Annotated in this window: 15 protein-coding genes, 2 tRNA genes and 2 rRNA genes (1 of these 19 cut by a window edge); 15 read left to right on the forward strand and 4 right to left on the reverse strand. The window is 54.7% G+C overall.

The window, feature by feature from the left end:
* The 13 genes from GXP70_RS01200 to GXP70_RS01255 all read left to right on the forward strand — a co-directional run.
* A 23S ribosomal RNA gene (locus tag GXP70_RS01200) occupies positions 1 to 1,379 on the forward strand (it extends 1,547 nt beyond the left edge of the window).
* Positions 1,380 to 1,485: 106 nt separating this feature from the next.
* A 5S ribosomal RNA gene (rrf, locus tag GXP70_RS01205) occupies positions 1,486 to 1,602 on the forward strand.
* Positions 1,603 to 1,740: 138 nt separating this feature from the next.
* On the forward strand, positions 1,741 to 3,054 hold the full coding sequence (locus GXP70_RS01210) for a putative glycoside hydrolase (protein ID WP_225442620.1): 1,314 nt from the start codon (positions 1,741 to 1,743) through the stop codon (positions 3,052 to 3,054).
* A 138-nt stretch (positions 3,055 to 3,192) separates the two neighbouring features.
* Positions 3,193 to 4,650, forward strand: a complete 1,458-nt coding sequence (gene guaB, locus GXP70_RS01215) for an IMP dehydrogenase (protein WP_162354801.1) — start codon at positions 3,193 to 3,195, stop codon at positions 4,648 to 4,650.
* Positions 4,651 to 4,801: 151 nt separating this feature from the next.
* On the forward strand, positions 4,802 to 6,085 hold the full coding sequence (locus GXP70_RS01220) for a D-alanyl-D-alanine carboxypeptidase family protein (RefSeq protein WP_225442621.1): 1,284 nt from the start codon (positions 4,802 to 4,804) through the stop codon (positions 6,083 to 6,085).
* A 204-nt stretch (positions 6,086 to 6,289) separates the two neighbouring features.
* A complete protein-coding gene (gene pdxS / locus GXP70_RS01225) occupies positions 6,290 to 7,171 on the forward strand; it encodes a pyridoxal 5'-phosphate synthase lyase subunit PdxS (RefSeq protein WP_162354802.1) in 882 nt (293 codons plus the stop codon).
* Between the two features lie 25 nt (positions 7,172 to 7,196).
* On the forward strand, positions 7,197 to 7,781 hold the full coding sequence (gene pdxT / locus GXP70_RS01230) for a pyridoxal 5'-phosphate synthase glutaminase subunit PdxT (protein WP_162354803.1): 585 nt from the start codon (positions 7,197 to 7,199) through the stop codon (positions 7,779 to 7,781).
* 173 nt (positions 7,782 to 7,954) lie between these two features.
* Positions 7,955 to 9,235 carry a serine--tRNA ligase gene (gene serS / locus GXP70_RS01235; protein ID WP_162354804.1) on the forward strand — a complete coding sequence of 427 codons (1,281 nt, stop codon included), beginning with the start codon at positions 7,955 to 7,957 and terminating at the stop codon, positions 9,233 to 9,235.
* A gap of 98 nt (positions 9,236 to 9,333) precedes the next feature.
* A tRNA-Ser gene (locus tag GXP70_RS01240) sits at positions 9,334 to 9,422 on the forward strand.
* Positions 9,423 to 9,604: 182 nt separating this feature from the next.
* The gene (locus GXP70_RS01245; RefSeq protein WP_162354805.1) at positions 9,605 to 9,952 is read left to right on the forward strand and encodes a hypothetical protein; all 348 of its coding nucleotides are present in this window, start codon (positions 9,605 to 9,607) and stop codon (positions 9,950 to 9,952) included.
* A 417-nt stretch (positions 9,953 to 10,369) separates the two neighbouring features.
* Positions 10,370 to 10,546: a hypothetical protein gene (locus GXP70_RS29480; protein ID WP_192043408.1), complete on the forward strand. Its 177-nt coding sequence runs from the start codon at positions 10,370 to 10,372 to the stop codon at positions 10,544 to 10,546.
* A 24-nt stretch (positions 10,547 to 10,570) separates the two neighbouring features.
* Positions 10,571 to 10,723 carry a small acid-soluble spore protein P gene (locus GXP70_RS01250; protein ID WP_162354806.1) on the forward strand — a complete coding sequence of 51 codons (153 nt, stop codon included), beginning with the start codon at positions 10,571 to 10,573 and terminating at the stop codon, positions 10,721 to 10,723.
* A 251-nt stretch (positions 10,724 to 10,974) separates the two neighbouring features.
* Entirely contained in the window at positions 10,975 to 11,889 is a 915-nt protein-coding gene (locus GXP70_RS01255) for a hypothetical protein (protein ID WP_162354807.1), read from the forward strand.
* A gap of 114 nt (positions 11,890 to 12,003) precedes the next feature.
* On the opposite strand, the gene GXP70_RS01260 is transcribed toward GXP70_RS01255, so the two are convergent.
* A complete protein-coding gene (locus tag GXP70_RS01260) occupies positions 12,004 to 13,896 on the reverse strand; it encodes an S-layer homology domain-containing protein (protein ID WP_162354808.1) in 1,893 nt (630 codons plus the stop codon).
* Positions 13,897 to 14,088: 192 nt separating this feature from the next.
* Complete coding sequence (locus GXP70_RS01265) at positions 14,089 to 14,895, reverse strand: class I SAM-dependent methyltransferase (protein WP_162354809.1); 807 nt, start codon at positions 14,893 to 14,895, stop codon at positions 14,089 to 14,091.
* A gap of 275 nt (positions 14,896 to 15,170) precedes the next feature.
* On the opposite strand from GXP70_RS01265, the gene GXP70_RS01270 reads away from it, so the two are divergent.
* Positions 15,171 to 15,908, forward strand: a complete 738-nt coding sequence (locus GXP70_RS01270) for an Ltp family lipoprotein (protein ID WP_162354810.1) — start codon at positions 15,171 to 15,173, stop codon at positions 15,906 to 15,908.
* Between the two features lie 175 nt (positions 15,909 to 16,083).
* On the opposite strand, the gene GXP70_RS01275 is transcribed toward GXP70_RS01270, so the two are convergent.
* Positions 16,084 to 16,160 (reverse strand) — tRNA-Arg (locus tag GXP70_RS01275).
* Between the two features lie 393 nt (positions 16,161 to 16,553).
* Between GXP70_RS01275 and GXP70_RS01280 the strand changes: the two genes are divergently transcribed.
* Positions 16,554 to 16,709 carry an aspartyl-phosphate phosphatase Spo0E family protein gene (locus tag GXP70_RS01280; protein WP_263864119.1) on the forward strand — a complete coding sequence of 52 codons (156 nt, stop codon included), beginning with the start codon at positions 16,554 to 16,556 and terminating at the stop codon, positions 16,707 to 16,709.
* Here GXP70_RS01280 and tadA read toward each other — a convergent pair.
* Positions 16,672 to 17,109 (reverse strand): tRNA adenosine(34) deaminase TadA, encoded by a 438-nt coding sequence (tadA, locus tag GXP70_RS01285; protein ID WP_162360246.1) that lies wholly within the window; start codon positions 17,107 to 17,109, stop codon positions 16,672 to 16,674. The two genes, GXP70_RS01280 and tadA, sit on opposite strands and share 38 nt — an antisense overlap.
* Between the last annotated feature and the right edge of the window lie 392 nt (positions 17,110 to 17,501).

The following is a 17,501-nucleotide window of genomic DNA, read 5'->3' on the forward strand; positions in this document are numbered from 1 at the left end:
GCGCATCGTAAGGCTGGGCTGTGATGGGGAGCGAAAATTGCAGTAGCGAAGGTCATGATTTCAGGCTGCCAAGAAAAGCCTCTAGCCAGGCGAAGGTGCCCGTACCGCAAACCGACACAGGTAGGCGAGCAGAGTATGCTAAGGCGCTCGGAAGAACTCTCGTTAAGGAACTCGGCAAAATGACCCCGTAACTTCGGGAGAAGGGGTGCCTCGGTAGGGTGAATAGCCCGAGGGGGCCGCAGTGAAAAGGCCCAAGCGACTGTTTAGCAAAAACACAGGTCTGTGCGAAGCCGTAAGGCGAAGTATACGGGCTGACGCCTGCCCGGTGCTGGAAGGTTAAGGGGAGTGGTTAGGGGCAACCCGAAGCTATGAACCGAAGCCCCAGTAAACGGCGGCCGTAACTATAACGGTCCTAAGGTAGCGAAATTCCTTGTCAGGTAAATTCTGACCCGCACGAATGGCGTAACGACTTGGGCGCTGTCTCAACGAGAGATCCGGTGAAATTTTAATACCTGTGAAGATGCAGGTTACCCGCGACAAGACGGAAAGACCCCATGGAGCTTTACTGCAGCTTGATATTGGACTTTGGTACGATCTGTACAGGATAGGTGGGAGCCTAGGAAGCCGGAGCGCCAGCTTCGGTGGAGGCATCGTTGGGATACCACCCTGATCGTATCGGAGTTCTAACCTGGTACCGTGATCCGGTACAGGGACCGTGTCAGGTGGGCAGTTTGACTGGGGCGGTCGCCTCCTAAAATGTAACGGAGGCGCCCAAAGGTTCCCTCAGAATGGTTGGAAATCATTCGAAGCGTGCAAAGGCATAAGGGAGCTTGACTGCGAGACCTACAAGTCGAGCAGGGACGAAAGTCGGGCTTAGTGATCCGGTGGTACCGCATGGAAGGGCCATCGCTCAACGGATAAAAGCTACCCTGGGGATAACAGGCTTATCTCCCCCAAGAGTCCACATCGACGGGGAGGTTTGGCACCTCGATGTCGGCTCATCGCATCCTGGGGCTGAAGTAGGTCCCAAGGGTTGGGCTGTTCGCCCATTAAAGCGGTACGCGAGCTGGGTTCAGAACGTCGTGAGACAGTTCGGTCCCTATCTGTCGTGGGCGCAGGAAATTTGAGAGGAGCTGTCCTTAGTACGAGAGGACCGGGATGGACGCACCGCTGGTGTACCAGTTGTTCCGCCAGGAGCACCGCTGGGTAGCCAAGTGCGGACGGGATAAGCGCTGAAAGCATCTAAGCGTGAAGCCCCCCTCAAGATGAGATTTCCCAGTACGTAAGACCCCTTGAAGACGACGAGGTTGATAGGTTCGAGGTGGAAGCGCAGCAATGCGTGGAGCTGACGAATACTAATCGGTCGAGGGCTTATCCAACATGCATGCTCTTCAGCTAATGAAAGACCTTCGCAAAGGTTCGTATCCAGTTTTCAGGGTGTAAAGCTCTGAGTTACATCGCGCATTCCGATAAGGAAGACGCCCGTTTGGTGGCGATGGCGAAGGGGAACCACGCGTACCCATCCCGAACACGACCGTTAAGCCCTTCAGCGCCGATGGTACTTGGACCGCAGGGTCCTGGGAGAGTAGGACGTTGCCAAGCACGATGAACCGACTGCATGATTGCAGTCGGTTTTTTGTTGTTTATTTCATCCATTGTTGGCGATAACTCCTTCACAACACTACCCATTCGAGAGAACATACTACAGGTAATGCATGGTGATGGGAGTTGAGCATGAGGATGTTGAAGCGTCTACAAGGTGTCATGCTGGTCATGTCGGGCATCGTTGGCATTATGGGCTGCAGCGGCCAGATTCACAAGGGCCATGAAATGCTGCCGCCATTACCGTCACAGCCTTCGACTGAATCGTCGAAGTCTCTTCACATTCATCCGTTGAAGACGCGCGAGGCTGCGCCTATAACGAAATTTCAATTCAAAGATGCGTCAAGCGGCGGAGCTTCCAGCCGCCCGGTTAGTCGAGAAACGCCTCATCAAGCCATTGAAGGCGATTCCAAGCAGGCCATTGCAGGCCGGTCCTTCGCAGCCAAGCGAAAGCAGCCGGTCCGAGGCATCTATGTGTCCGGTTGGGTCGCGGGCAGTCCGCAGCGGCTTAACCGCTTGATTGCATTAATCGATCACACCGATCTGAACGCGATGGTGATCGATGTGAAGAACGACTACGGACAGCTCACGTACCGTTCAGCTCTGCCTGCCGTTAAGGCTATTGGTGCGGATCGCCATGTGGCAATCAATGATATTGCCGGTCTAATCCGCAAATTGAAGGCGAAAAACATCTATGTCATCGGCCGAATCGTAACGTTCAAGGATCCGCTTTACGCGAAGCAGTATCCGGCGATGGCGCTCCAGAAGAAGGCCGGCGGCGTATGGCGCGACGTGCAAGGGAAGGTGTGGCTCGATCCGTTCCAACGCCAGGTTCGGACATATAACGCTGCCATAGCGGAAGAAGTGGCAGCGATGGGATTCGACGAGATCCAATTCGATTATGTGCGGTTTCCCGATAATGGAGGCAAGGTGGACCGGGAGGTTCAGTATCATGATCCGCAAGGGAAGACGAAGGCGCAAGTGATCGCTTCGTTCCTGAGCGGTGCACGCAAGCAGATTCATGCCCAAGGCGCCCGAGTCTCTGCGGATGTATTCGGACTTGTTACCTCTGCGACGAATGATATGGGGATCGGGCAGTCGTGGCGGCTGATTTCCGGATCGGTGGACGTCATTTCGCCGATGACGTATCCATCCCACTATTCATCGGGCATGTACGGCGTGAAGCAGCCGGATCTAAGCCCGTACGCCATTATCCATCAAGCGATGGAAGACGCCAACCGCCGGAACGCCCTTTTGCGGCAGAGCGGCAATGCGTCGACGGCGCAAATACGGCCATGGCTGCAAAGCTTTACGGCGAAGTGGGTACACCCTCATCAGACCTATGGAGCGGAACAGATAAACAAACAGGTGCAGGCTGCACGCGATCAGGGGATATATGACTTTCTGCTGTGGAGCTCCAATTGCAGGTACGAATATCGTTCGTCGTCATGACACCATTCTGTCATGGGCGCAACCTTGACAGCCTACAACCCCTCTGCTACTATTCTAATAATATACGCGGGGCCCGTTCGAAACCGTGTGGTTGGACGCTTGAATCAGGCACGCAAACGTTTGAGGAGGAACAGATCTGTGTGGGAAAATAAATTCGCCAAAGAAGGCTTGACCTTTGATGACGTACTGCTCGTTCCGCGAAAGTCGGAGATACTGCCAAGAGAGGTCGACGTGTCGGTTGCGCTTAGCTCGAAAGTGAAGCTGAACATCCCGTTGATCAGCGCCGGCATGGATACGGTAACGGAAGCGAAATTAGCGATTTCCATGGCTCGCGAAGGCGGCATCGGCATTATTCATAAAAACATGTCCATTGCGGGGCAGGCGGAGGAAGTCGACCGTGTCAAGCGTTCGGAGAGCGGCGTTATTACGAACCCGTTCTCGCTTACGGCCGATCACCACGTGTACGATGCGGAAGAGCTGATGGGCAAATACCGGATTTCCGGCGTGCCCGTCGTGGACGGCAATCAGAAGCTCGTCGGCATCATCACGAACCGCGATCTTCGTTTCATTCATGACTTCTCCATGAAAATCAGCGAAGTGATGACAAAGGAAAACCTCGTCACGGCGCCTGTGGGAACGACGCTCCAGGAAGCGGAAGTCGTGCTGCAGAAGCACAAGATCGAGAAGCTGCCGCTCGTTGACGAGACGAATACGCTGAAAGGCCTCATCACGATCAAGGATATCGAGAAGGCGATCCAGTTCCCGAATGCGGCGAAGGACCCGCAGGGACGTTTGCTCTGCGGCGCGGCCGTCGGTATCGCGAAGGATACGCCCGAACGTGCCGAAGCGCTCGTTAACGCCGGCGTTGACGTGCTCGTCATCGATACGGCGCACGGTCATCAGAAGAACGTCATCGAGATGGTTCGTCTGCTTCGCAGCAAATATTCGGATCTGACGATTGTCGCGGGCAACGTTGCGACTGGCGACGGCACGCGCGAGCTGATCGAAGCCGGCGCTTCCGTCATTAAAGTCGGCATGGGACCCGGTTCGATCTGTACGACGCGCATTATCGCAGGGATCGGCGTTCCGCAAATCACGGCGATTTACGACTGTGCCTCCGTGGCCCGCGAATACAATATTCCGATTATCGCCGACGGCGGGATCAAGTACTCCGGCGACGTAACGAAGGCGATCGCCTCCGGCGCCAGCGCGATCATGATCGGCAGCCTGTTCGCCGGTACGGAAGAAAGCCCGGGCGAATCGGAAATTTACCAAGGCCGCCGGTTCAAAGTTTACCGCGGCATGGGTTCCCTTGGCGCCATGAAAGAAGGCAGCAAGGACCGTTACTTCCAGGAGAACGAGAACAAGCTCGTACCCGAAGGCATCGAAGGCCGCGTCGCTTACAAAGGGCCGCTTGCCGATACGGTTCATCAGCTGATCGGCGGCCTGCGCTCCGGCATGGGCTATTGCGGCGCGCAAAACATCGAGCAATTGAAGAACGATACGCAGTTCGTTCGTATCACGAACGCGGGCTTGCGCGAAAGCCATCCGCATGACGTGCAAATTACGAAGGAAGCGCCAAACTACTCTCTGTAAGCTTCGGCTTTCATAGGACATAAGTCGCAACAAGGCAGGAAGATGGTGGATTTCGCCGCTTTCCTGCCTTTCTTTTTATATATATGGCTCGCTTTGTGTTACAATACTAGAGTGATTTTATGATATTCATGATAGAAGAGGAGAGAAGACGTTGAAACGAAAGAAGGGACGGGTACTCTTTGTACCGACCATTTGCGCGACAGTTATTGCCATGATGCTTACGACGAATATTGGAACGCGTGCCGCGTACGCAGACAAAGTGGAAGTCACGCCCAACCCGCTTGGCGTAGAGGCTCGTTCAGCGATTCTCATAGATGCCGACTCGGGACAGGTACTGTACGCGGTTAATGCAGAGAAAGCCTTCCCGCCGGCAAGCATGACGAAATTGATGACGGAATACCTGGTGCTGGAAGAGATCTCCTCAGGCCGCTTGAGCCTGACGGATATGGTGACGGCGACGAAAGAAGCGGCTTCCATTCCGCCGGACGGCTCCCAAATCTATTTGGCCGAAGGCGACCAGCATACGGTGAAGGATTTATATATGGCGATGGCCGTTCAATCGGCGAACGATGCTACGATCGCTCTTGCCGACCGCATTGGCGGCACCGAGCAAGGCTTCGTCGAGAAGATGAACGAGACGGCGCAGGCGCTCGGACTGAAAACGGCGCATTTCACGAGCGCGACGGGTCTTGCGGATACGACGGTCATCTCGGCAAGCGACTTGGCCAAGTTCGCAAGCATCCTCATTAAGAAGCATCCGGAATTCCTGGACTTCGCCAAGACGCCGAGCTACATGTTCCGTCAGAAGGACAAGATGACCAACCTGAACTGGATGCTCGAAACGAACAAATCGATTCCGAACTTCAAACAATATGCGTATCCGGGCGTGGATGGCATGAAAACCGGCTATATCGGCGCTGCGGGCTACTGCTTCACGGGGACGGCGAAGCGCGGCGATCTGCGTCTGATCTCCGTCGTGATGGATACCGCTTCGAAATCGGCCCGTTTCATTCAAACGGCCAAGCTGTTCGACTACGGATTCGATAATTTCGAGAAAAAGACGCTCGTTGCGCCGAAATCGGTTGTAGAAACGAACAAGACGGTCAAAATAAAGAAGGGCGTTTCGAAAGAAGTGCCGATTATGACAGCAACCGACGTAACGCTTCTGGTGAAGAAGAACAGCACGCCTAACGTAACGGTCAGCGAAGTGAAGCTGAAGGACGACGGCAAGCTGGTGGCTCCGATCGCAAGCGGCACGGTTGTCGGTACGGCGACGTATGCCTACAAGGATCCGGATACCGGTCAGACGCTGGAGAAAACGGTTAATCTGGTCACGTCCGAGGATGTGAAGAAGGCCAGCTGGTGGCGCTTGATGTTCCGCGGCTTGGGCGGCTTTATTTCCGGATTGTTCAAAGGCATCATGGATTTGTTTTAAGCCGTCGTGATGCGGTATAGGCAACCGTTTTAGTATGATTTCATGGTTGTCGATTGGGCGCGGATGCTGTAAAATTAATGGTTAGAGCTAGTCCGGATCTCGGAGGTAAGCATAAATCGACGCGTATGCTTGCGGAGGGCGTGTTCGCTCGCGGAAGCCCTTCATCAAGGCGAAGCATCGCAATAACTTTTAGGAGGATTCACCATGGAAACAGGAACTTCGCGCGTAAAACGCGGTATGGCTGAAATGCAAAAAGGCGGCGTCATCATGGACGTTATGAACGCCGAGCAAGCTAAGGTAGCCGAAGCGGCAGGCGCAACGGCCGTTATGGCGCTCGAGCGCGTACCGTCCGACATTCGCGCTGCCGGCGGCGTAGCCCGCATGGCCGATCCGACGATTCTTGAGGAAGTCATGAAGGTCGTATCGATCCCGGTTATGGCGAAAGCGCGTATCGGCCACTATGTAGAGGCTCGCGTGCTGGAAGCGCTTGGCGCGGACTACATCGACGAGAGCGAAGTGCTCACGCCTGCCGACGAAGTGTTCCATATCTCGAAGCGCGAGTTCACGGTTCCGTTCGTGTGCGGCGCGAAGGACCTGGGCGAGGCGCTCCGCCGGATCCAAGAAGGCGCTGCGATGCTCCGTACGAAAGGCGAGCCGGGAACGGGCAACATCGTTGAAGCCGTTCGCCATATGCGTCTGATTACGGGCCAAATCCGTAAAGTGCAAAACCTGTCCAAGGACGAGCTGTACCATGAAGCGAAGACCCTTGGCGTACCGTACGAGCTGCTGCTCGACGTACATGAAACAGGCAAGCTGCCTGTCGTGAACTTCGCTGCCGGCGGCGTAGCAACGCCATCGGACGCCGCGCTCATGATGCACCTGGGCGCTGACGGCGTGTTCGTAGGCTCGGGTATTTTCAAATCCGATAGCCCGGAGAAATTCGCTCGCGCGATCGTCGAAGCGACGACGCATTACACGGACTACAAGCTGATCGCGGAAGTGTCCAAGAACTTGGGCACGCCGATGAAAGGCATTGAAATTTCGAAACTGCAGTCTTCCGAACGCATGCAGGACCGCGGTCTGTAAGATCATCCAAGAAGGCGGTAAAGCGATGAAGATTGGCGTATTGGCGCTGCAAGGCGCCGTTGCTGAACATATTAGGAGCATTGAAGCGGCAGGCGGCGAAGGCGTTGCCGTCAAGCGAACCGAGGAGCTGCAGGACCTCGACGGGCTGATCATTCCCGGCGGCGAGAGCACGACGATCGGCAAGCTGATGCGCAAGTACGGCTTTATCGAAGCGATTCGCGCGTTCTCGGAGCAGGGCAAGCCGATCTTCGGCACCTGCGCCGGGCTGATCGTCCTGGCCGAGCGGATTGAAGGTCAGGAGGAAGCGCATTTGCGGCTGATGGACATGACCGTTGCCCGCAATGCCTTCGGCCGTCAACGCGAAAGCTTCGAGACGGATCTGCCCGTTAAAGGCATCGATGAACCGGTACGCGCGGTATTCATTCGTGCGCCGCTGATTACGGAGGTGTCGCCGAGCATCGACGTGCTGTCGACTTACAACGGCGAAATCGTGACCGCGCGGCAGGGCCATCTGCTGGCCTCGTCGTACCATCCCGAGCTGACGGACGATTATCGTCTGCATGCGTATTTCCTGGACATGGCGAAAGAAGCCGCTGCGGCAAAAGAATAAAGGCTGAAGACTGCGGGAGCGCAGTCTTTTTGCCGTAATGGCCGCTTTCCGGATTAGGCTGCCGCTTGCCGCCCCGATAGCCGGGTGGGTTTCAGCAGGGAGACGGTTTGGAGGGCCCGCCATGTTGGAAACAATGATACTAGATAAAGATGAGTCGAGAGGGGACTATAATCGTGCTTGACGTAAAACTGCTACGGAATGATTTTGCCAAGGTGGAGCAGGCGCTCGTAAACCGGGGGAAGCCGCTTGATCTGATTGCCAACTTCCCAGCGCTGGACGGCAAATGGCGCGATATGCTGCAGGAGACGGAGCAGCTGAAGAATCGTCGTAACGTCGTCTCCCAAGAAGTCGCGAAGCTGAAAAAAAGCGGCGGTGATGCGGAAGCGCTGATCGTCGAAATGCGCGAGGTAGGCGACCGGATCAAAGTGTTGGACGAAGCAATCCGCGCGGTGGAAGCGGAGACCGCCGAATTGATGCTGGCGATCCCGAACGTGCCGCATGAGAGCGTGCCGGTCGGCGCATCCGAGGAAGATAATGTGGAAATTCGTCGCCACGGCGAGGTGCCGGCGTTTGCGTTCGAGCCGAAGGCTCATTATGAGCTGGCGCAGGATCTGGGCATTCTCGATTTCGAACGCGCAGCGAAGGTAACGGGCTCGCGCTTCGTATTCTACCGCGGTCTCGGTGCCCGTCTGGAGCGCGCGCTCATTAACTTCATGATGGATTTACATAGCGATCAGCATGGCTACGATGAAGTGCTTCCGCCGTATATCGTTAACCGCGACAGCCTGATCGGAACGGGGCAGCTGCCGAAGTTCGAGGAGGATCTGTTCAAAGTGGCGGGTACGGAGTACTACCTGATTCCGACGGCCGAAGTGCCGGTTACGAACATCCATCGGGAGGATATTCTATCCGCCGAGGAGCTGCCGAAGAATTTCGTGGCTTACAGCGCGTGCTTCCGCTCGGAAGCCGGTTCGGCCGGCCGCGACACGCGGGGGCTGATCCGCCAGCATCAATTCAACAAGGTTGAGCTGGTCAAGCTGGTGAAGCCGGAGGAATCGTATGCGGAGCTGGAGAAGCTGACGGCGAACGCGGAGAAGGTGCTGCAGCTGCTGGGCCTTCCCTACCGCGTACTGACGCTTTGCACGGGCGATATGGGCTTTACGTCGGCCAAGACATACGATCTGGAGGTCTGGATCCCAAGCGGCGGGTCGTACCGCGAAATTTCGTCCTGCTCGAATTTCGAGGATTTCCAGGCACGCCGCGCCAATATCAAATTCCGTCCGGAAGCGAAAGGAAAGCCGGAATTCGTGCATACGCTGAACGGCTCGGGTCTGGCTGTCGGCCGCACGGTCGCTGCGATCTTGGAGAATTTCCAACAGGCGGACGGGACGGTCGTCGTGCCGGAAGTGCTGCGTCCGTACATGGGCGGTATCGAAGTCATCGGCTTCCGGTAGGCTGCTCGAATGTCGGGTTGTTGATTTTCGAGTTGCTTAATCAATTTGGCCTATGGTACAATACCTCCTGTGACCTTGCAACAGGTCGAATTATGGATGGAGAGATACCGAAGCGGTCATAACGGGGCGGTCTTGAAAACCGTTAGGGTGCAAGCCCACGTGGGTTCGAATCCCACTCTCTCCGCCACCTCTATACGGACACGCACAGCGCTCTTGCGAATGGAATTCGCAGGAGCGCTTTTTGGTATGTCGTTACCGGGCGGCTCGCGCGCTGTGAAACCGCTGATTTATGCAGTTCTTGCATCGTTCCCGGACCGCATAAAAAGGGCGCCGAAACCGCATATTATCCGCATGGAGGTGGTGAGTCAAATGAGTAAACGCGACGAATTGTCCATCAATCAGCAGGAATTGACCGCGGCCTGGCAGCGTACGCTGCCGGACACCATGCAGAAGGCGGACCGTGCCGAAGTCATGGCCGACGAAGCCGACCCTAAAGCGCTGCGCGTGACGATTCATACGGCGGGGCATCAGATGTACAGCTTTGACTTTAAAGTGACGTATGTCGACAGCCGCGAAATCCAAACGACGCTTGTCGATGTGGAGAAGGACGGCAAGTCGATCGACGAACGTACCGATATCATTCAGCAGCTGGTGGAAGATTATACGCGTCACATCCATGAATGTGCGCAGGCGCTGCATGAACTGACGCATGCCTAGATTGGCCGAGCCCTGGTCGTCAGCTGCGCTGACTGCTCGGATATGCAACCAACCCTGGTCGTCAGCTGCGCTGACTGCTCGGATATGCAACCAACCCTGGTCGTCAGCTGCGCTGACTGCTCGGATATGCAACCAACCCTGGTCGTCAGCTGCGCTGACTGCTCGGATATGCAACCAACCCTGGTCGTCAGCTGCGCTGACTGCTCGGGTATGCAACCAACCCTGGTCGTCAGCTGCGCTGACTGCTCGGGTATGCAACCAACCCTGGTCGTCAGCTGCGCTGACTGCTCGGGTATGCAACCAACCCTGGTCGTCGGCTGCGCTGACTGCTCGGGTATGCAACCAACCCTGGTCGTCAGCTGCGCTGACTGCTCGGGTATGCAACCTACCTCTAGCCTGGACAGGAGCGTGCGAAGCGTGACGAAAGCAAAAGGAACCGCCGATAAGAATCTAAGCAACGTCGTCGAGGACCTGGATCAAAATCCGGTGAACAGCCACCATGCGCAGCAGCTGCAGCAGGATACGAATGACCGCCGTCATCAGGATCAGCTGAACCATGACGAACCATCCGATCTGTTCCACTCCCGCAGTTAACGAAGCCGAAGGAGATGAACGCTAATGGGTAAGCCGAAAGCCGTGCCGGTGCAAAATCCGTTCGAAGGCGACGGGCAGCAAGCCAAGTCCCGTTCCGCGCAGCCGCAGGAGCCGCTGTCGGGTTCGAAGAAGACGAAGCAAGCGAATCACGTCAGCCATCATAATCCGCAAGGCTGAAGCCATTATTCCTACATGTGGCCCGCTGCCGCCGAACGTCCCCGGCGCAGCGGGCTTTTTTAGTGTGTGCCCGGATTGGTCCTTTCGGGTCCTTGCCGGATTAGGTAAAATGAGAGGAGGTACAAGGAGAGGGGACGCAGCGGATGACAAGGTGGAAACGCGGCACGCTTGTGCTGCTCATCGCGACAATGGCGGCGGCTGCGGGCTGCAGCTCATCGAGCTCGCCGAAGGAAGCCTTAACGGACGCCATTATGAAGACCAGCCAAGCGAGCGCATACACATACCAGGGTACACTCACAATTAACGATATCCAGCTGCCGCGGGCGGCGGGAACCGTCTCGAACCAGAACGCGATGCTGATGATGGCGCTCCCGATCTTGTTGAAAGGAGCGGTGATCAAGGTCCATGGCACAGTCCAGCAGGATCCTGCGCGCACCGACATGGTGCTGGACGTTACGCTCGGCACAGGCGACGCCAAGCTGACGCTGAACATACCGGTCATTGTAACGGCCGAGCGTATCTATGTGAAGGTACCGCAGATACCGGGCATGCCGATTCCCGACACGATTGCCGGCCGGTTCGTCGCCATCGATGCGAAGAAGCTGGCGGCAGAACAGGGTGGGGCGAATCCGTTGGACGGCGGCGCTCCGAAGCTGGGGACCGAAGCATTCGCAGCTATTGCAGGCAGTCTGGATGCGAACACGTACTTCAGTGAGCCGGACGCCTCCGAGGTGCATGATGCGCCATCCGGGTATAAGCCCGATCGTTATGTGCGCGTCGCCATTGACGGCCAGCATGCGGATGCGGCGCTTAGCGCCATTGCCGGCAAGGCGATTCCGCAGGTACTCGACCTGTTGCTCCGGAATGAGGCGGTCCTTGGCTCATTCGGGCTGAGCAAGGAGAAGCTTGAGGCCGCGAAGAAGGAACTGACGGCGGAAACCGTAAAACAGCGGTATACGATCCGGAAGGCCGAGCTGACCGCGGGCTTAATCGATGGTTACCTCACATCCGAGACGGGCGATGTACAAGTGGAGGCGACCGATAGTGCTGGGGGGATGAAACTGGATATGCATGTTCAACTCTACCAAGAGAATTTGAATAAGGAAGTTGATTTTGAGTTTGAGCTGCCGAAAGATGCCGTGCCCGTCGATTCTCTGGCGCCGTGATCCCGGCTCATGTTCACCCGCCGTAACAAGAGAGAACCGCGTGAATGGAATCACGCGGTTCTCTCTTGTTGTTTATCAGATGCCCACTGTCTGGCCCGTCGGGCCGTTCAGGCATTAGGATGTTGCGGCCGGCGCGTACGTTACCGTATACGTAACTTCGGTCGTCTTGCCGTACTTATTGGTAGCCGAGAGCTTGAACGTATTCGTGCCCTCGTTCAGATTTAGCGTTGTCGAATTCGTGTAGTACGATTGCTGCTCTTCGCCTACATAGACGACCGGACCGGAGTCGTTCTTGTCCGATACCGTCCAGCTGACGGTTACCTTGTTCGCGGAAGCGGTCTCCGGCGCATGAATGAGCGTCAGGGTTGGCGCCGGCGGATTAAACGTCACCGTCTTCGTGATCTCCGTTGCCTTCCCGAGCTTATTGACTGCGCGTACCGTGATGGTGTTCGCGCCAGGCTGCAGGGCAAAGGTTTTGCTATTGGAATAGTAGCTTTGTTCTTCGCCGTTCACGAATACGGTTGGCGAGGAGTCGTTGGTATCGCTGATCGTCCATGTCAAGGCAACGGAGTCCTTATCGGTCGTTTCCGGCAAATCGCCAACCTTCAGTGTAGACGTGCCGGGATTGAAGGTAACGGTCTTGGTTACTTTCGTCGATTTTCCGAGTTCGTTCGTCGCTTTGACGACGATCGTGTTGCTGCCTTCTTTCAATTTGACCGTAGTCGAGTTGCTGTAGGTCGACTGCTGTACGTCGTTGACATACACATCCGGGTAGGAATCGTTCTTGTCGGATGTCGTCCACGTGACGGTGACCGTTTCCTTGTCGGTCGTCTCCGGCAGATCGCCCACGTTCAAAGTCGGGCCGCCAACATTGAAGGTGACGTGCTTGACCACTTCGGTCGTCTTGCCGGCGGCATTCTCCGCCTTGACGATAATAACATTATCTCCTTCGACAAGCTCAACGCTGGCAGAACTGGAATATTGCGATTGCTCCTTGCCATTGAGATAGACGGTCGGATAGCTGTCGTTGGCATCCTTAACCTTCCAGGATACGTTAATCGTCTGCTTGTCCGATTGCTCGGGAACGCCCGATACTTCAAGCGTCGGCGCTCCTTTCTCGAACACGACCTTCTTGTTGACGGTCTCCGTCTTGCCGCCTGCCATCCGGGCCGAGATCGTATACGTGTAGGTTCCCTCTTCTTCCAATTGGACGCCTACCCGGAATTGCCCTTGGACAACGTCGACCTGCTTACTGTTGATAAAGACTTTCGCGCCCTTGGTTACGTCGCCGGTGATGTAGAATGTTGGAGACGTCGTCGTCTCCGGGGCGTCGACGTTCAGTTCCAGAGCAGCCTGGCCGTCGCTGGAGGCGCCTTTTATGACGCGGTAGATGAGTGCGGCCGCTTCGGCGCGCGTGACCGGGCTGCCCGGCTTAATCGTATTGTTCTCATAGCCGGACATCAGCTTCTCTTGGATGGCGATGCCCACGTAGGTACGCAGGTTCGGCGAAACGTCGTCGCCGTCGTAGAAACGATCCAGTATAGACGGATTTTCGAGATCGTCCGGCTGGTAGTTCATCGTTTTGACGAGCGCTACGGCGACATCCTCGCGGGTCGCCTTGGCTGCTGGATCGAAGAATGCTTTGCCATTCGGCGGATAATAGCCGGTCAGGAAGTCCTTGGCCGCTTCGACGGCCTGAAAGGACCAACGTGTCGAAGAGACGTCGCGGAACGTCTGCGGGGCGTCTTTCCCTGGCAGATCGAGATAGAAGGCCTGGGCGATCAGCTGCGCGAACTGTTCGCGCGTGACGGGCTGTCCAGGTTTGAAGGTGTTGTCCTCGAACCCTTTGACCACCCCTAACTGAACCAGACTGTCGATAGCATCCTTAGCCCAATATGTACCATCCACATCGGTGAAATCAGGAGCATTGTCGGCATAAGCCACGGCCGGAATCATAAGCAAGACGGCCAGGAAGGCTGTAACGATCGTTGTTTTCCATTTCTTCATTTTGTCCCCTCCTTATTTCATACAGGGACTATATTACTATGAATCTAGCCGTTTGGCGATAGTTGGAATTTCTTCAATCCGCTAGAGGTCGTGTTTTGTCGTTCATTCGTTCAGCTTCGCGATTGTCGCTGCCATATCGGCAAATTTCGAACCGCCCGCCAAGGCGGAAGCGCCCATTGCGTTGTCAACTATTTACGGCTTTCTTGCCTTGATGACAAAAGTCACGGGGAGCATCTTTGCCTTTTGGGCAAATGTACTGTTATTGTGTGCTTGGAGAAGCTCCTCCTCCGATTGCTCAATCATCCGCTCGATTACGAAGCCCGCTTGTGCCAAGGCATTCACATAGGTTGATAGTGTACGGTCCGATAGCGTCAGCGTACTTTCGTCAAGAGACGACGAATACCACGATTCGTCAAAATAACATTTTTTAAAAACAAGCGTATTATTTTCTTCAACCACGCATTTGTGTATCGGGTGGGACCAGCTGAAAATAAACGCGCCGTCTTTTTTTAAGTAAGCAGCAATCCGGCCAAACGTCCCCTCAAGATCGGTTGTCCAGCCTACCGCATAAACCGAATAAACAACGTCAAAATAATGCTCGGGTATGCCGCATTCCTCTTCCATGGGCGAACAGATCAATTTCGCGGAAAGACCGTGCGCCTTCAAATATTCCCTTGTTTTTTCGATTTGATTTTCGGATATGTCCATACCCCATAGCTCTGAGGCGTTGCGCTTCCCCAGGTATTGCAAGGAGTGACCGCTGCCACAGCCTATTTCCAGCATCCGCTTCCCCGAGACATCGCCTAGAAGCCGGCAGCTGTCTTCCGAGATAAAGGCCCCGTAGAAGGGAAGCGAGGTTGCGCCTAGAACTTCAGTTCCTTTCGTATCCCAAAATAAGCTGTTGGTTTCATGAATAACGCGCTTATCCATGTCGACCGATAGCGCGGCAACCTCACTGCCGCCTATAATGTTTGTACGATGAACGGCATTCTTGTCCATATAGACACGCTCCCCGAATAAGATTCACCTACTGTCACCTAATCGTGCAATCCGGATTCTGTATTGGGATATCTATGCAAGACGATCATACCGTACATATGTTCTAGTGTAAATGCTGCCTATTCATGAATGAATCGATTAGGCCAATCTGCTCAATCGGCCGTTACTGGTTCCAAGGTTCTACAAAAATACACGACTTTTTACACAATTTTTATTGTATGTTTCTGGGACAATATGCTACCATTTCCTTACACGATTGAGAGGGGATTTATATAATGGGCGGAGTATTAATTGCAATCGGTAGTATCGGATTCATCGTATCGCTGATTGTTACGATTAACCCGAAGATGAGTAAGCTTACTGCAAACCTTACACGCAAGAGGACGCTTCTATTTGCGGTGATAGCGTTCGTGGTCATAATTATCGGGGGCATCATCAGCCCTGACGCTAAAGAAGGCGTCGCAGACGGTGCTAGCGGAGCAGCGGCTCAGCCTCCTGTAGAAGCGTCTTCTGCGAATGCTGACGATACTGAAGCTAAGGCGCAAGACAAAACGAATGCAGATGCGAAAGCAAAAGCGGACGCCGATGCAAAAGCAAAAGCTGATGCTGATGCGAAAGCGAAAGCGGACGCTGATGCAAAGGCAAAAGCCGATGCTGATGCGAAAGCGAAAGCGGACGCTGATGCAAAGGCAAAAGCCGAAGCCGACGCAGCGCCGAAGGAAACGGCGAGCCAGCGTAATGCTGTTCGTAAGGCGAACGATTACTTGAATTTAACCTCCTTCTCCAGAACCGGCTTAATAAAACAATTAGCGTTCGACGGATTTTCTGATGAAGACGCCAAATATGCGGTTGACCAAGCAGGTGCGGATTGGAACGAGCAAGCCGCGAAAAAAGCGAAAGATTACCTTGATTTAACGGCATTCTCGAAGAAGGAGCTTATCAACCAGCTGGAGTTTGATGGATTCACAAGCGAACAGGCTGCATATGGAGTCGATAAGGCCTATACGGACTAATCGAACGAAAAGGCGTTTCCCGGATTCCGGGAAGCGCCTTTTGCTAATCGAAGCGAAAAAAAAACTCCTGCGCTTATTCCGCAGGAGATCGTCCTTCACTTTATATGCTCTCCGCGCAAGGCGAACAGTTCCACCGATATTCCGTTATGGATTATGGAAGCGGGCTTTGTAATAATGGCGCGCCCGATACGATTCGAACGTACGACCTGCAGTTTAGGAAACTGTCGCTCTATCCTGCTGAGCTACGGGCGCGCGGCAAGGTTAATAATAGCATGAAGGGCGAGGATGGCGCAACATCCATGCAGGAAGAGGATGGAAGCGGAGTAGAGGGGACATGCAGCCAGGCGGAACCGCCTAGACCTCATGCTCTATGCCATAGGCATCGTCACGATGGCGAATAGATCCTGAGAACGAGTGGAATAGGCTTTTATTCACATAGGATGTTGAAGGGTGTCGATATATTCCGTGAATATCGGCGAATCGAATCGACAAGTTTTTACAAAAATTACAACCGTAAGCGTATATAATGGAGTTGTTACTAACTGTAACATACGATGATGCGATAGGAGCTGTCCCGAGGGCGTCATGAACGACAAAATCACGTTACTCCACGAACTACAGGTGCTTCGCATGCGGTTGTTTGAGATGGCCGAGGCACGCGGAAGTTTAACCGACCCTGAGGTACTGGCCATAAGCGAAGAGGCGGATCAATTGATCGTGATGCTGCAGCAAATCCAGAAGGACGAACGGCTTCGGTACGATGCTAGGCGCGCCCTCGCAAACGACGGAAAAACCGGGTAAGCAAATCCGCGCACTCTTGCTTCATTAAGCCGCCGACGAGCTCGGTCTCATGATTGAAGCGCGGCTCTTGAAGCAAATTCATTAATGTACCGGCACAACCGGCCTTCGGGTCGATTGTGCCGTACACTACTTTTCGAATCCGGCCTTGAACGAGCGCGCCCGCGCACATGGGGCACGGTTCAAGCGTGACATATAACGTACAATCAAGCAGGCGCCACGCTTCGAGGTGCCTGCTTGCTTCACGAATCGCGATCATTTCCGCATGGGCGGTCGGGTCCAGGCTGGTCTCCCGCAAGTTATGGCCCCTGCCGATGATGGCACCGTCCTTCACGATGACGGCGCCGATGGGAACCTCGCCGAGCGCTTCCGCCTTCTTGGCCTCTGCGATGGCAGCCTGCATCCAAATGTAGTCTTCCTCGCGGAAATAGTCCGTTTCATTCAAGTGGTATTCCTCCATTAAGCGTAGAATGGCGCACATTCGACCTGCATCGACTGTCGATAAAACGCGAATTGTGCCGCGAACAAATATTCGTTGTTAACAGCATGTGCATAAGATTGTGGATAAGTTCGGATTATTCACAAGTTTGCCCACAACTCCTTAATTATAGCTGTGAATATCACCGAAAACTGTGTATAACTCGAAATAAAGTAGGATCCATTCTCTTATCAACAGGTGGATAATGCCTAGCGCGACAAGCTTCGACGGAATAGCGCAGTGCTTGCTTTCATTTTTTTACAAGTATGGTATGATCCAAAAGAAGAGAGTATCCACAAGCTTGGAATAAGGGATGT

The sequence above is a fragment of the Paenibacillus lycopersici genome, assembly GCF_010119935.1.
GTDB classification, from domain to species: domain Bacteria; phylum Bacillota; class Bacilli; order Paenibacillales; family Paenibacillaceae; genus Paenibacillus_Z; species Paenibacillus_Z lycopersici.